This window comes from Chryseobacterium caseinilyticum (assembly GCF_014837145.1).
Classification (GTDB): domain Bacteria; phylum Bacteroidota; class Bacteroidia; order Flavobacteriales; family Weeksellaceae; genus Chryseobacterium; species Chryseobacterium caseinilyticum.
This window is the reverse complement of record NZ_JACYFS010000001.1, coordinates 1,512,957-1,526,876: the sequence shown is the minus strand read 5'-3', so window position 1 is coordinate 1,526,876 and position 13,920 is coordinate 1,512,957. Positions and strand designations below refer to the sequence as shown.

14 protein-coding genes are annotated in these 13,920 nt (G+C 36.8%); 9 read left to right on the top strand and 5 right to left on the bottom strand.

Features of this window, described 5'->3' with window-relative positions:
• Positions 1-74: 74 nt before the first annotated feature.
• The 6 genes from IC610_RS07350 (at position 75) to IC610_RS07325 (ending at position 6,277) form a co-directional block, all read left to right on the top strand.
• Positions 75-1,124: a glucokinase gene (locus IC610_RS07350; protein WP_191735920.1), complete on the top strand. Its 1,050-nt coding sequence runs from the start codon at positions 75-77 to the stop codon at positions 1,122-1,124.
• A 142-nt stretch (positions 1,125-1,266) separates the two neighbouring features.
• Positions 1,267-1,833, top strand: a complete 567-nt coding sequence (locus IC610_RS07345) for a YceI family protein (RefSeq protein WP_191735918.1) — start codon at positions 1,267-1,269, stop codon at positions 1,831-1,833.
• 79 nt (positions 1,834-1,912) lie between these two features.
• Positions 1,913-2,524, top strand: coding sequence for a YceI family protein (locus IC610_RS07340; protein WP_056081784.1), 612 nt, complete (start codon positions 1,913-1,915; stop codon positions 2,522-2,524).
• Positions 2,525-2,608: 84 nt separating this feature from the next.
• Positions 2,609-3,250 carry an alpha/beta hydrolase gene (locus IC610_RS07335; protein ID WP_191735916.1) on the top strand — a complete coding sequence of 214 codons (642 nt, stop codon included), beginning with the start codon at positions 2,609-2,611 and terminating at the stop codon, positions 3,248-3,250.
• A gap of 93 nt (positions 3,251-3,343) precedes the next feature.
• A complete protein-coding gene (locus tag IC610_RS07330; protein ID WP_191735914.1) occupies positions 3,344-4,690 on the top strand; it encodes an ammonium transporter in 1,347 nt (448 codons plus the stop codon).
• A gap of 168 nt (positions 4,691-4,858) precedes the next feature.
• Positions 4,859-6,277, top strand: coding sequence for an L-serine ammonia-lyase (locus IC610_RS07325; RefSeq protein ID WP_191735913.1), 1,419 nt, complete (start codon positions 4,859-4,861; stop codon positions 6,275-6,277).
• Positions 6,278-6,400: 123 nt separating this feature from the next.
• Here the strand turns inward: IC610_RS07325 and IC610_RS07320 are convergent, their stop codons facing one another.
• The 3 genes from IC610_RS07320 to IC610_RS07310 are packed head-to-tail and all read right to left on the bottom strand — an operon-like array spanning position 6,401 to position 8,641.
• Positions 6,401-7,792 (bottom strand): serine hydrolase domain-containing protein, encoded by a 1,392-nt coding sequence (locus IC610_RS07320; RefSeq protein ID WP_191735912.1) that lies wholly within the window; start codon positions 7,790-7,792, stop codon positions 6,401-6,403.
• A gap of 7 nt (positions 7,793-7,799) precedes the next feature.
• The gene (locus tag IC610_RS07315; RefSeq protein WP_191735910.1) at positions 7,800-8,369 is read right to left on the bottom strand and encodes a YIP1 family protein; all 570 of its coding nucleotides are present in this window, start codon (positions 8,367-8,369) and stop codon (positions 7,800-7,802) included.
• Positions 8,370-8,374: 5 nt separating this feature from the next.
• Positions 8,375-8,641 carry a DUF2089 family protein gene (locus tag IC610_RS07310; RefSeq protein WP_191735908.1) on the bottom strand — a complete coding sequence of 89 codons (267 nt, stop codon included), beginning with the start codon at positions 8,639-8,641 and terminating at the stop codon, positions 8,375-8,377.
• A gap of 228 nt (positions 8,642-8,869) precedes the next feature.
• Here IC610_RS07310 and IC610_RS07305 point away from each other — a divergent pair, with 228 nt between their 5' ends.
• The gene (locus IC610_RS07305; RefSeq protein WP_191735906.1) at positions 8,870-9,538 is read left to right on the top strand and encodes a hypothetical protein; all 669 of its coding nucleotides are present in this window, start codon (positions 8,870-8,872) and stop codon (positions 9,536-9,538) included.
• Between the two features lie 70 nt (positions 9,539-9,608).
• Here IC610_RS07305 and IC610_RS07300 read toward each other — a convergent pair whose 3' ends face one another.
• Entirely contained in the window at positions 9,609-10,454 is an 846-nt protein-coding gene (locus IC610_RS07300; protein ID WP_191735904.1) for a prephenate dehydrogenase, read from the bottom strand.
• Between the two features lie 352 nt (positions 10,455-10,806).
• On the opposite strand from IC610_RS07300, the gene IC610_RS07295 reads away from it, so the two are divergent.
• Positions 10,807-11,361, top strand: coding sequence for a sugar transferase (locus IC610_RS07295; protein ID WP_191736236.1), 555 nt, complete (start codon positions 10,807-10,809; stop codon positions 11,359-11,361).
• A 110-nt stretch (positions 11,362-11,471) separates the two neighbouring features.
• Positions 11,472-12,725 (top strand): O-antigen translocase, encoded by a 1,254-nt coding sequence (locus IC610_RS07290; protein WP_191735902.1) that lies wholly within the window; start codon positions 11,472-11,474, stop codon positions 12,723-12,725.
• A gap of 5 nt (positions 12,726-12,730) precedes the next feature.
• Here IC610_RS07290 and IC610_RS07285 read toward each other — a convergent pair whose 3' ends face one another.
• Positions 12,731-13,831 carry a glycosyltransferase gene (locus tag IC610_RS07285; protein ID WP_191735900.1) on the bottom strand — a complete coding sequence of 367 codons (1,101 nt, stop codon included), beginning with the start codon at positions 13,829-13,831 and terminating at the stop codon, positions 12,731-12,733.
• Positions 13,832-13,920: the final 89 nt, after the last annotated feature.

Below are 13,920 nucleotides of genomic sequence, written 5' to 3'. Positions count from 1 at the left end.
TATTTTTGAAAAGGTTTTCTTTTATCCTTTTAGAAATACCAAAACAATTATTATATTTACTAAAATTTGTGATTATGAATTTAAATCCGAAATTTCCCCTCTATTTGCCGGGAGTAAAAAATACCAGAAATGAGAATTTGACTATATTGGGAGCCAATCTTCGTGAGGATGAAACGGTACTTGCTTACTACGTTTCGGGACATGAAGGCCTGGATATTAAAATTCAGAAAAAATACATTACAAAAGACTATCCTGCACTCAATGCGATTGTACAGGATTTTTTTTCAGAAAATTCATTGACAGAGATAGACCGTTTCGGAATCTCTGTGCCGGGACCTGTACTGAACGGGAAAAGTAATCCCGAAAGATTAGGCTGGAGTCTTGATGTGGAAGAATTTAAAAACGAATTCGGATTTAAGGAAGTGTGTATGCTTAATGATCAGGAAGCAGCTGCATACGGCATTGGTCTTTTAGAAGATTCTGAGCTTGAAGATATCCGTTCAGGCGGTCATCTAGAAAATGGAAACGTAGCCGTTATCGCTCCTGGAAACGGATTGGGTGAGGCTGGTTATTTCTTCGACGGAAAGTATTTAAGACCTTTCGCAACAGAAGGAGGTCACTCAGAATTCTCTCCGCGTACAACAATTGAAGTGGAGTTTTATCAGTTTTTAAATAATCTTTACGGAATCGTTAGTTGGGAAAACGTTTTGTCTAAAGCGGGTCTGTTCAATATCTACAGATTTTTGAGAGACGTAAAAAGACATCCGGAGCCGGAAGGACTTTCCGAAAGGTTAAATGAAGGCGACTTCGTTGAAGTGCTTTACAAAGCTGCAACAGAAGAAGATATAATGATCTGCAAGATCGCTCTGGATACTTTCCTTGAATTTTTGGCAAGAGAATCAAACAGTTTAACATTAAAATTAAAAGCTACCGGAGGTTTAATAATCGCAGGAGATATTCCTCAGGTGATCAGCAACTATATTGATAAAGACAAGTTCTACGAGAAATTTAAAATCAGTGATAAAATGGAAGCCATGCTTAGGAATATCCCGATTTATCTCGTAAAGTCAAACAGTACGAGTATCAATGGTGTCGCGCTTTACACCGCTTATCATCAGGATTAAAATATAAACTCCGGCATCGCGCCGGAGTTTTTTTATGATAATATTCATATTAAAAATCTGCAATAACTTACCGTATGGTAAGTCTGAAAGTCAAACCTCTTGTTTACATTTGCAGCATTAAAATAATTATTAAAATTTAAACATGAAAAAAATATTCTTCCTTGCTGTTTTGGCAAGCGGTCTTGCTTTCGGACAGTCTAAAAAAGTGGTATCTTCAGATGTTCACTGGTGGGGTTATAAAGTTGTAAAATCTAAATCAAGTTCGCACGACGGAACAGTTAAAGTAAAATCAGGAGACATCGTGATGAAAGGAAATCAGGTAGTGGGAGGAAATTTCATTTTGGATATGACATCCATCAACGCAACTGATCTTTCAGGTGAAGGACAGACTAAACTGAACGGACATTTAAAGAACGGCGACTTCTTTGAGGTTGAAAAATTTCCAACTGCAAGCTTTAAAATCACTTCTGTAAAGAAAAATAATGACGCAGCTTACCCTTCTGTAGTTGGCGGAAATCTTACGGTTAAAGGAAAAACGAACGCAATTTCTTTCCCTGCAAAAATTACCAGTGCAAATGGTGTAGTTACGATTGAATCAAACAAATTTTCTTTCGACAGACAGAAATTTGATGTCGTTTATCAGTCAGGTATGAAAGACTCTGTTATCAATGACGAAATTGATATGACAGTAAAAGTAAGTGCGAAGTAATTTAATCTAAAAAAATATTGAGAAAAGTGCAGAAGTTCTGTGCTTTTTTTTATTTTTGTTGAATTGTAAATAAAAAAGAATGAAAAGATTATTATTGTTTGCTATGATGTGTGCCAGCATGTCGTTTGTTTTTGCTCAGAAAAAAGGAGATAAAATTTCTAAAGTTGTCACTTCTGAGATCTTATGGTGGGGAAGCAAAGTAGTGAAAACTGCACCTACAACTCATTTTGGAAGTCTGAAGCTGAAAAGTGGAAAATTTAATTTCGATAAAACAGTTTTGGTAGACGGTGAGTTTGTTATCGATATGAGAAGCCTCGTAGTGGCAGATCTTTCGGGTCCGGATCAGGTGAAACTGACAAATGAGCTTAAAGGAACCAACTTTTTTGAAGTGAAAAAATTCCCGACAGCGAAATTTCATTTGAAGAAAATTATTCCTCTTGCTAATGCAGAGTTTAATTCTACCATTGTTGGTGATATTACGATTAAAGGAATCAGAAAAACGATATCTTTCCCGGCAAATGCGCACGTTACTCAGTTTACGGTAGAAATTGAATCTTCAAAATTTGCTTTGAACAGAAAAGATTTTAAAATTTTCTATCAGACTTCTCTGAAAGATCATTTTATCAGGGATGAGATGGAAATTCAGTTTAAGCTTTCCACAGTGAAAGTAGACAATGAAAGACCAAGATAAAAGGTTAAAATTCTTATAAATTAAAAAGGACAGCTTAGATTAAGCCGTCCTTTTTTTATTTTAGCCGGTAAATACAATCCACGTATGAAAATCTATGTTGTAAGTGGTCTCGGAGCAGATTATAAAGTGTTGGAGAAACTGGTTTTTCCTGCACAGCATAAAGTTGTTTTTATTGACTGGCTGGTTCCTGAGCAGGATGAAGATTTTGGTGAATATGTAAAACGGATGGCCGAAAAAGTAGATGATACCGAACCGTTTTATCTTCTGGGATATTCTTTCGGCGGAATTATGGTACAGGAAATCAACAGACTCAAGTCGGCTGTAAAAACAGTAATTCTTGGAAGTATCAAATCAGATAAAGAAAAATCGAGGCTGATAAAAATAGGACAGCTGACCAGAATTCCGAAGTATCTTCCTGTAGGTTTTTTTAATATGAAAACTCTCGAAACGTATGCTGTTTTCAGGAAGTTCTTTGATCCTAAAAATCCGAAAGTTCTACAGTATTTCAGATTTACAGATCCCTACTATCTTAAATGGTCTATGCAGCGCATCACAGAGTGGAAATTTGAGCACGAGAGCAATGTTGTTCAGATTTTAGGTGACAGAGATATCGTTTTTCCAATTAAAAATTCAAAACCAGATTATATTATCAAAGGCGGAACGCATCTTTTTCCTGCAACGCGGCATAAAGATGTGTCTCAGCTTTTGCAAAGTATATTTACTTAAGTTCCTACGCTAAAATTTTAGGGGTTATCTTTAAAAATAATATAATTTTAATTTTATTATCTATATTTTTGTAGGGGTAAAATTAAAATTAGTATGAAAGTTGGTTTAAAATGGATTGTTTCCTTTATTATTATTTCACTCGTTGCAGTCGGAGGACTTTTCTGGCGTCCTGATTTCACAGCTCCCAATACCGGAGATTTTTTAGGTGAATCCGCAGTGGTAGGTTCTGACGTCGCGTGGATTCTCGCTGCTGCAGGTCTGGTACTTTTAATGACACCCGGGCTTTCCTTTTTCTACGGCGGTATGGTTGGTAAAAAAAATGTGATTTCCACGATGCTGCAGAGTTTTATTTCTCTGGGTGTAATTTCAATTCTTTGGATAGTCGTTGGTTTTTCGCTGTCATTTGGTGACTCCATCGGTTTTGAGATAGACGGTGAACATTATGGCATCATCGGAAATCCTTTTACGTATATGTTTTTCAACAACGTAAGTCTTTATCCGCACAAGGATATGGCTTCCACGATTCCTTTTGTTCTTTTTGCGCTGTTTCAGATGAAATTTGCGGTGATTACTCCGGCTTTGATTACCGGCTCGTTTGCAGAAAGAGTTCGGTTTATTTCCTATCTGCTTTTTATGATTCTGTTCAGTCTTTTAATTTATACTCCGTTGTGTCACATGGTTTGGCATCCGGAGGGACTTTTAAATAAATTCTTCGGAGTTAAAGATTTTGCCGGCGGCACAGTCGTTCACATGAGTGCCGGTTTTGCTGCTCTTGCTGGAGCGATCGTTTTGGGGAACCGTAAGAATCCTCATCATGAGCCTTCCAATATTCCTTATGTGATCTTAGGAACAGGAATGTTGTGGTTTGGATGGTTTGGTTTTAATGCAGGTTCGGCTCTATCGGCTAATGCAACGGCGGCTGTGGCTTTCGGAACTACTACAATCGCATCAGCTTCAGCGATGATGACGTATATTTTTTTTGACCGCTTAAACTGTCGGCCAGTTTCCGCTTTGGGGGCTTGTATCGGCGCAGTGGTTGGTTTGGTAGCCATTACGCCGGGATGTGGATTTGTTTCTATTCAGGAAAGTATTTTCATAGGTTTTATTTCAGCAATCGTTTCAAATTTAATGGTCAACTGGAAAGCTTTGAAGAGAATTGATGATACGCTCGATGTTTTTGCCTGCCACGGTGTTGGCGGAATTATGGGAATGATTCTCACCGCCATTTTTGCACATGGCGAAAATGCAAGTCTCCTGCATGGTGGAATAGGCGTTTTTGCCCATCACATGATCGCTTTGCTTTTAGTTTCGGTCTTTACATTTTTCGGGTCTTTGCTTTTGTATAAAATCACAAACCGGATGATTACACTCCGCGTGAAAGAAGAATCAGAAGAAATGGGTCTTGACCGTTCTCAGCATGGTGAGAGTTTAAAATGGTAATTTTTTTGGTATATAACTTAAACAGTGGTCTTTTCCGGCCGCTGTTTTTTTGATTCTATCTTAACCTTAGCCTTAATCTCAATCTAAGCCTCAACCTTAACCTCAAATTCCTTCCCATCTAAAATATTTTCAATGTATATTTGCTTTTCATGAAACTGAAAAAAATATATGGAGTCAATATCTGTATTTGAAATAATTAAAGTGGGAATCGGACCTTCCAGCTCGCACACAATGGGTCCCTGGAATGCTGCTGCAGCGTTTATCAGAATTTTAAACCGTGAAAGATCAGTAGCTGAAGTAAAAGAAGTTTTTCTTGAATTTTTCGGATCACTCGCCAAAACAGGAATCGGCCACGGAACCGATATTGCCGGAATGTTGGGTTTAAACGGAGAAGATTTTAAAACCATAGACACCATGAAGATTGATGAGATAGTCAACAGAATCAAAGAATCTCAAATCATTAATCTGGGCGGTGAAAAAGAAATTCCTTTCATTTACGGACATCATTTGGTTTTAAATATGTCTAAATCACTCGATTATCATCCCAACGGAATGATTTTCAGGGCTATTTTCGAAGACGGCACCGAACTGATGCAGGATTTTTATTCCGTAGGCGGTGGTTTCATCATGAGTCAGGAGAAAAATTCTATTGAGAAGCAGTGTGTTCGGACGCTGTATCCCTGTCACAAGTCTTCGGATATTGTGAAATACTGTGAGCATTTAGGATTTAATAAAATTTCAGATTTAATTTTAATCAATGAAGAAAGCTGGAGGAGTCAGGAAGAAACCCGTGATGAAGCTTTAAATATCTGGAAAAACATTAAAGAATGCGTCTATAAAGGCGTCAACAAAGAAGGAATTCTTCCCGGAGGTCTCAATGTGACGCGCCGTGCAGCAGGAATCAACCGCAAACTTTTGGGCGAGAAGGTGTACAGAAATATCGACGAATGGTTTCAGCAGGTTGTTGACGCCGAAGAAAATTTCACCAATATCAATAAATGGATTTCCTGTTTTGCGCTTGCCGTGAATGAGGAAAATGCAAGTTTCGGCAGAATCATCACTGCACCCACGAATGGAGCGAGTGGCGTAATTCCTGCAGTTTTGATGTACTCGCAGGCTTTCACAGAAGCTAAAACTGAAGATGATATTGCAAGATTTATTCTGGTAGCCGGTGAAATCGGAACTTTGTTTAAGAAAAATGCGACCATTTCTGCGGCAATGGGCGGTTGTCAGGCAGAAGTTGGAGTTTCTTCGGCGATGGCTGCGGCAGGTTTAACGGAAATTCTTGGTGGAAGCGTCGGTCAGGTCCTGATGGCAGCAGAAATTGCAATGGAGCATCATTTGGGTTTAACCTGTGACCCAATCAGAGGTTTGGTGCAGATTCCATGTATCGAAAGAAATACGATGGGTGCCATAAAAGCCATCACTGCAGCGAATATTGCTTTGGAAAGTGATCCTACAAAAGCCAAGGTAAGTTTAGATCAGGTGATTCAGACGATGTGGGAAACTGCGTTGTCGATGAATGACCGTTTTAAGGAAACTTCTGAAGGTGGATTGGCGATTGCCGTGAATGTTCCTGAATGTTAAAATACAACTAACTGGAGTTCTAAAAAAAAACGTCCGTATGTTTTGCGCAAAACATACGGACGTTTTAGTAAAAAGATGCGGACGTTTTAAGTGGAACATCCGCATCTTTTTTATTTAAAATACTCATTTATTGATTTTCGGAAATTCATAGTCAACTCCGTACAGAAAACTGAATAAGGCAACCACAAATTCATTACCTGCAATGCCGATACGGTCTGCATTCAGGGAATAGGAGATAGAAATATCATCCTCGCCATTATAAATCATCAGAGAATTGGTACCGTAAGTTCCGCCACTGTGACCTACAAAAATTTTACTGTGAAAAGGAACAACTGCCAATCCCTTTCCGAATCTTTGTGTGTCTGGCATAATCGAATTCAGCGACTCTTCCGAAACTATCTTGCGGTCAAAAATTGCGTTGATGATCAGATTTAAATTATACGGAGTCGTCGCAATATCGCCGACTCCCACAATATTATTGAAATTAAAATCGGTTACCGGGAGCCATTTTTTGTCATAAAAATATGATGTATGAACGTTGGACGGCTTTTTGCCTGCAGTGTAAAATTGCTTTAATTGTAAAGGTTTTATAATGTATTCATTCAGATTTTCGGCGTAGGACTTTTTTGAAACTTTTTCCAGAATCTTCGTGAGTAAGTAATATCCGGAATTTGAATACTGCTGATTTTTCCCCGGTTCGAATAGCGTGCCTTGATCAATAATTCTGTCAACAATCTGCTGATCTGTGATCTTTTTTACAAGCCATTTGGGATCGTCTTTTCCCTGTACATAATCTCCTAATCCTGCACTGTGATTGAGAAGATGGGAAATAGTAATCTTGTCTGAACCCGGAATTTGTGGATAGAATTGTGAAAGTTGATCGGATAGACTCAGCTGTTTGTTTTCTATCAGTTTAAAAATTATAATCGCCGTCATGGTTTTGGAAACGGAACCAATCTGAAATACCTGATTGCTGTTTTTAAAATCGGGAAGGTTTTTCTCACCAAAATTCTTCGAGTAGATTTCTTTCCCTTCTTTAAAGATCGAAACTTCGCCCGCCAAAACATTGTTTTTCTCCACAAATGAAATATAATCATTAATCTTTTTTAAACTTTCAGTGGTATTGGACAGTTTCAGAATCTCAAGTGTTTTGTCTTCATTTTTTGTTTTGTCGAACGGTTTTAATCTTAAAGGTAAAGTCATTCCGTTTTGATTGAAAGTACCGGTGATCTCAGAATCTTTCAGAGTTCCTGTGAATTTGGCATTCATTGCTGTTTGTTCAAAACTCAATGTATTGTTGACGAATAAAGTTTTTTCCAGAGGAATTCCTTCCGCACCCTGTAAAGGGCTGTCGAGAGTGGATTTGTAACCGTCTGTGTCCTTCTGAATATTAATTATTAACGGAAGTATGTTTCCTTGAACTTCCAAATCGCCCTTCCACGAACCGGTGATCTGCTGTGCCAATAGTGAAATGCTGGCCAAATGAATGAGCAGAAAAAAAAATCTTATTTTCATCGTTATTTTAGTTTAAAAATTGCACCAATAAAACAAGGATAATCAGAAGAATGGCAAAAATTACAATATAAACCCAGTCTTTCAGGTTTGTGGCAGTTTTGAAACCATTGTAAAGAAGAGTGATGCCGTATGCTGACAGTGCGAGAGAATATAATGAGAAGCTGATAACAGTCATAAGGGCCACAGGTTCAATTTTCGAGCCTAACTCCAAACCTGCCAGAAAATGCTTTCCGCTATCCTGTATAAAATTCAGTTGACTAGGAACTGCCGCAAAAATACCAGGGATTTGTGAGATAAGAACTGCGTTGGTAATATCGATTATTCTTGTTTTTTTGTTGATTGCTTTCCCGAAAATGAAGAAGACAACAATTGCAGTCGCATAAACTGCAATAGTAGAAAGAATCACAGCTCCTAAAGACTCTACCGACTGAATATAAGTATAATGAAATATGCTGTCTGTTCTGAATCTTAGCGAATACAGGATTGTAAAAATAATTATTGAGGAAACAATGCCTGTAATAAAAAGTTTTTTTTCATCAAACTTTAAAAATGGGTTAAATACAGTTTTCCAGTTCATATTTTTTATTTTTTTAATTGATCTATTTTTTGAATGAGGTCGTCCATCTTATTTCTCATTGTGGGATATGAAAGAGTGGCCTGTTTTGCCATTTCTTTTATGCTTCCGCTGGAAAGAAAGAAATTCATTATAAAATCCTGTTCGTCCCTGCTGAGTTTCAGAAAAACGGGAAGCTCATAATCGCCGTTTACGTTCGTTCCACAGTCGGGACATTTCATTTGGCTTACATTCAGAGTATGATCGCAACTCGGACAAATTATCGGAAGTTTCATTGACTTAATTTTCACAAATATAATATTAATTTAAATAAAGTTAAAATATTTTTTAATAAAGTTAAACTTTGATTAAGCTTATCTGACTATATAGAAAACTGCTTTGAAAATGGATACCAGATTTGAAATAGGGTTTAACGTGAATTAAATGGCAACGATTCACATTTAAAGGAATAAAAATTTGGATAATTAAAAGGAATCTATATTTTTGCGGAAAACTTTTAAAAAATGAAAAAAATAATTTCTGTAGCTCTACTTTTAATGTCATTATCGGTTTACTCACAGGTGTCGATTCCCGAAAATTCGCGTCAGGGTATTATTACCACAAAAACAGATGAAATCATTGAATACAGAAATCTGAAGTATGAAAATGGAAAGGTGGTTTACACTAACAAAAATAATAATGAGCAGGAGTTTCTGTATGACAATTCTGTGAAAAGCATCAAGGAAATCGATGGTTCTCTGAATGCAAAAGCAGATACCTACAGTTTACCGGAAAATAAAGATGGTGATAAAGTACAAAAACTGAGTTCTAAAAAAGAAATCAAACAATATCTTCTTCAGCAAAACAATTCACAGTACAAAAGCGGCAGAACAATCAATAGCGTAGGAACTGCTTTGGTAGTTGGCGGTGCAGCTGCTTTTTTCATTGGTGGAATATCCAATCTTTCTTCGGCAAACAAGACCTACGCTTACGGCGAAGAGCCAAAAGGTTCTCCGGTGCCGTTAATCATTGGTTTAATAGGCGCAGGCGCGGGTGTTGTACTGAAACTTACAGGTCATTCTCAAATGAAATCAGCCATCAATCAGTATAAAAATGCAGATGCCAAAAAGTTTACGCCAAGTTTTTATGCCCTGAACAACAGAAATGGAATGGGTTTGATGATGAAATTTTAAAATTTAATTCATTATAATTTAGTTGACAATATAAAGCTCCCATCTGTGGAAGCTTTCGCTTTTATGTATCTTATTTGTCTAAAATTCCTCTGATTTTATTGGCATTCGTGATCAGTTCTTCCAAAAATTCAAAATTATCTTTCTCCAGAGCAGATTTGAATTTTCTGAGTTGAGAAATATGTTCATTTAAAGCATCCAAAACATTTTCTTTGTTTTGTTTAAAAATGGGAAGCCACATTTCGGGATGGGATTTTGCCAGACGTACGGTGCTGGAGAACCCTGAACTTGCCAACTGGAAAATAGTTTCTTCCTCTTTTTCCTTTTCCAAAACAGTGTTTGCCAGCGCGTAGGAAGTGATGTGGGAAATATGAGAAATGTAAGCCGTATGAATATCGTGATCTTCTGCAGACATGTGGATGATGTGCATATCGAGATCCAGAACAACAGATTCTACCAGTTCCAGTGCATCTTTTGCAGATTTTTCGCGGTCACAGATCACACCGGCTTTACCTGAAAAACTTGCGGCAACTGCGGATTTCGGGCCGTGATTTTCTGTTCCCCACATCGGGTGAAAGGCCACAAATCTCGATCTCTTAGGATGATTTTCCACAGATTTTACAATTCCTGATTTCGTGGAACCCACATCCATCACCGTCTGATGGTCTGAAATTAAATCTAAAACCTGAGGCAGAATTTTCACCGCTGAATCTACGGGAACAGCAATAATGATGAGGTCTGCAGACTCAATTCCTGTTTTGAAATCTGCTTTTTCGTTGATGATATTTAACTGTAAAGCATCTGCAAGATTATCTATATTGCTGTCGATTCCGTAAATGAAATCGGCGGTGTTTTTCTGTTTTAATTTTAAAGCAATCGATCCTCCAATCAATCCTACGCCTATAATGCTGATCTTCATATTTTATTTATTTAAAACAAAAAACCCCGTCTTTCGGACGGGGTTTTTACTTATTTCTGAAGCACAAAATCCTTATCCGAAAACCTTTTCAGATGAGTAATAATAGTTTTGTGCGTTTATTTTCATGAGGCTAAAGTATTGAAAATTTTTTAAGTGAGCAAAAACCTGAATGCAAAGCTTCTGTCAAAGTCATTGCGAGCAAAGCGAAGCAATCTGTTGGAAATAGCGAAATAGTCTAAACGGATTGCTTTCCCGAAGGCTCGGGACAGGCAGTTCCTCGCAATGACAGAATTTGTTATCTTTGCCCGATAAGAACATCTTTGTGAAAAAATATCCGGTCTGGAAGTCGGTGATGGATTACGGAATCTCTTTCGTGGCCGCAGTAGTTTTTCTTCCGCTTTTTTTCGTGCTTTTTATTCTGGCATCAGCAGATACCGGTTTTCCGGGGATTTTTACTCAGGAAAGGGTAGGGAGATTCGGGAATATGTTTACTGTGTACAAATTTAAAACGTATCATTCTGTCACGCATCAGAAATCTTCTTTCGGAAAATGGATGCGGAGAACCAAGCTGGATGAACTTCCACAATTGTTTAATATTTTAAAAGGCGAAATGTCTTTTATTGGTCCAAGACCAGATATCAAAGGATATTACGATACATTGGAAGGCGATGACCGTGAAGTTTTAAATTTAAAACCGGGTCTAATCAGCGAAGCAGGATTTAAATATAAAAACGAAGACAGAATTCTTTCCCAGCAGAAAAACCCTCTGGAATACAATGATAAAGTTCTTTTTCCGGATAAAGTGAAAATGAATCTGGAATATTACAGAAATCTCTCATTAAAAAACGATCTGAAACTTATTTTAAAAGCATTTGGAATTTTCTTTAATCTTAAATCCGGAAAATAAGTATGAAATCGCCACTGCAAAAAAAATCAGCAAATACCAATGATGATCTGGCGATATTATAATCTGTCCCGACCATTCGGGATGACCGTTAAAAACAATAGAATCTATCTATGAAACTTCTGAGTACAACAGTTTTTTCGGGCATCACGGCATTCGTGAAAATTTCGGCAGGATTTGTTGCAACGAAAGTCATTTCTTCTTTTTCCGGACCGGCTGGTGTTGCTTTGGTGGGTTCACTCACCAATTTTATGGCAGTTGTACTCAGTCTGGCAAACGGATCTGTCACTTCAGGAATTGTAAAATACACCGCTGAATTTAAAAATGACAGAAGGAAATCGAAAATTCTGTATGATACTTCAGTTTTTGTGTCTCTGGTCTGTTCAGCGGTAGTTTTTTTAGGACTGATAATTTTTGCAAAATACTGGAGCAGAAGTATTTTTCACAGCACGGAATATGTTTCGGTGATTTATCTTTTGGGTGGAGGTATTGTTTTTTATTCTTTAAACACAATTCTGCTGGCGTTTCTTAACGGCTTGGGTTACATCAGAAAATTCACCATCATCAACGGAATCAGTAGTGTAATCACTCTGCTTCTGACGATTTTGCTTATTTATTATTACAACATTTCAGGTGCTTTGTATGCTTTGGTTATCACGCAGTTTGCGGTGTTTTTTGTTGCGGTACTTTTGATCGGGAAAAGGATTTTCAAAAACATCAGCAGATCAATTTTTAAACCTGATTTTAAAACTGTAAAAAACCTCAGTCATTTTACAGTAATGGCGGTGGTGAGTTCTTCAGCAATGCCTGTGGCTCAGATTATCATCAGGAATTTTATCACCAAAGAAATTGATCTCAACAGTGCGGGAATCTGGCAGGGACTCATCAGAATTTCCGATGGTTATCTTCTGATGATTAATATAACTTTAGGAACTTATTTTCTCCCAAAACTTTCATCTTTAAATGGTAAAAGTGATATTAGAAAAGAAATTTTAGAAGGATTAAAATTTCTGGCTCCATTGTTTCTGGCAATGTGTGCTGGCATTTATTTCACAAGATTCTACATCATAGAAATTCTGTATACCAAAGATTTTTCAAGCATGGAAAGTTTGTTTTTCTGGCAACTGGCTGGAGATTTTTTTAAAGTTCTGTCGTTGGTTTTTTCTTATCTGATGATTTCGAAGGTGATGACGAAAGGCTTTATTTTTACAGAAGTATTTTCCGCATTGGCTTATGTAATTTTGAGCGTGTTTTTTGTAAGATTAATGGGCTTGGAGGGAAGTTCGGTTGCTTTTTTTATAAGTTGTGCAATTTTGTTTGTGAGCTTAGTCTTCTCTTTCAGAAAAACTTTATTAGGAAATGATTGATAATTTTAAGCCTCATACAATTCCAGCAGTTTTTCTGCAGATTGATTAATATCAAATCCTTGATTGATCATCCTTTCCAAACGTTCCCCGTCGCTTAATTCTGTTGAGTTTTTAAAGTTTTGTACACTTACTGCCCAATCATTAATATTCAGCTTTTTAAATTCCAAAAGACCGACATTGAGGTCAACTTCTTTCGATATATTTTCTGAAATAATACAATGCAATCCTGAAGCCTGTGCTTCTACCAAAACCATAGGAAAACCTTCGTGAATTGATGGCATCAGCATAATATCTGATCCAGCCATTAAATTTTCAATATCTGAACGTTCTCCTAAAAATACAATATGATCTTCGAGCCCTTCCAATCTCACCATTTCTTCAACTTCTTTCTGTAATTCACCAATGCCTGCAAAAAATATTTTGAAAGATACTCTGTTGATCAATAATTGTTTTGCAATCTGTACAGAAAACTGATGATTTTTTACGGATGAAAATCTTCCAATTTGAAGCAAAATAATAAAGTTGTCCGAAAGGGAATATTGTTGTCTCAGATAGTTTTTATGAGTCTTTGCACTACTCTCAAATTTTACAACATCAATTGCATTATTGATCACAGAAATTTGCGATTCATCTTTATATGGGAAAAGATATTCTGAAGCAAGTCTACCACAACTGATAAAATCAGTAGCGTATTTATTGATCAGCCATTTTGCAGATTTCTCATAAATAGTGTACAGGAATTTGTTTTGATCCCTGCTTTTGGAACTATGGGAATGTATGAATCTTTGCCGCACACCCGAAATGTATGCTGAAAACAGGTAAGCAGAACTGCTGAGTGCAGTATGACAATGAATGGCTTTGATTTTTGGCTCGCTTTTTAGCAGATTTCTTAATTGAAAAATATTTGAGATAAAATTTGAACCATTCAGTCTGTAAATATGTCCTCCTAAATTTATAATTTCTTCATCATAGGAAGTTTTTTCCTGAGTAAAATAAAGAAAATCAAACTGTACTTTTTGTTTATCAATATTTCTGTAAATATTCATAATCATGGTTTCTGCTCCGGCTCGATTCATTTTACCTACAACGTGAAGAATTCTTTTCATTACCAAAGTTCTGATGCTAAATTTTAGTGGGATTTTTTTAATGCGCAAAGAACAAATATAATGATTCTGATTTTTATTAAAGTTCAAAA

Bases quoted from the DNA above. Each gene is read 5' to 3' on its own strand.
- IC610_RS07350 (WP_191735920.1), top strand. From the start codon at position 75: ATGAATTTAAATCCGAAATTTCCCCTCTATTTGCCGGGAGTAAAAAAT.
- IC610_RS07345 (WP_191735918.1), top strand. From the start codon at position 1,267: ATGAAAAAAATATTCTTCCTTGCTGTTTTGGCAAGCGGTCTTGCTTTC.
- IC610_RS07340 (WP_056081784.1), top strand. From the start codon at position 1,913: ATGAAAAGATTATTATTGTTTGCTATGATGTGTGCCAGCATGTCGTTT.
- IC610_RS07335 (WP_191735916.1), top strand. From the start codon at position 2,609: ATGAAAATCTATGTTGTAAGTGGTCTCGGAGCAGATTATAAAGTGTTG.
- IC610_RS07330 (WP_191735914.1), top strand. From the start codon at position 3,344: ATGAAAGTTGGTTTAAAATGGATTGTTTCCTTTATTATTATTTCACTC.
- IC610_RS07325 (WP_191735913.1), top strand. From the start codon at position 4,859: ATGGAGTCAATATCTGTATTTGAAATAATTAAAGTGGGAATCGGACCT.
- IC610_RS07320 (WP_191735912.1), bottom strand. From the start codon at position 7,792: ATGAAAATAAGATTTTTTTTTCTGCTCATTCATTTGGCCAGCATTTCA.
- IC610_RS07315 (WP_191735910.1), bottom strand. From the start codon at position 8,369: ATGAACTGGAAAACTGTATTTAACCCATTTTTAAAGTTTGATGAAAAA.
- IC610_RS07310 (WP_191735908.1), bottom strand. From the start codon at position 8,641: ATGAAACTTCCGATAATTTGTCCGAGTTGCGATCATACTCTGAATGTA.
- IC610_RS07305 (WP_191735906.1), top strand. From the start codon at position 8,870: ATGAAAAAAATAATTTCTGTAGCTCTACTTTTAATGTCATTATCGGTT.
- IC610_RS07300 (WP_191735904.1), bottom strand. From the start codon at position 10,454: ATGAAGATCAGCATTATAGGCGTAGGATTGATTGGAGGATCGATTGCT.
- IC610_RS07295 (WP_191736236.1), top strand. From the start codon at position 10,807: ATGGATTACGGAATCTCTTTCGTGGCCGCAGTAGTTTTTCTTCCGCTT.
- IC610_RS07290 (WP_191735902.1), top strand. From the start codon at position 11,472: ATGAAACTTCTGAGTACAACAGTTTTTTCGGGCATCACGGCATTCGTG.
- IC610_RS07285 (WP_191735900.1), bottom strand. From the start codon at position 13,831: ATGAAAAGAATTCTTCACGTTGTAGGTAAAATGAATCGAGCCGGAGCA.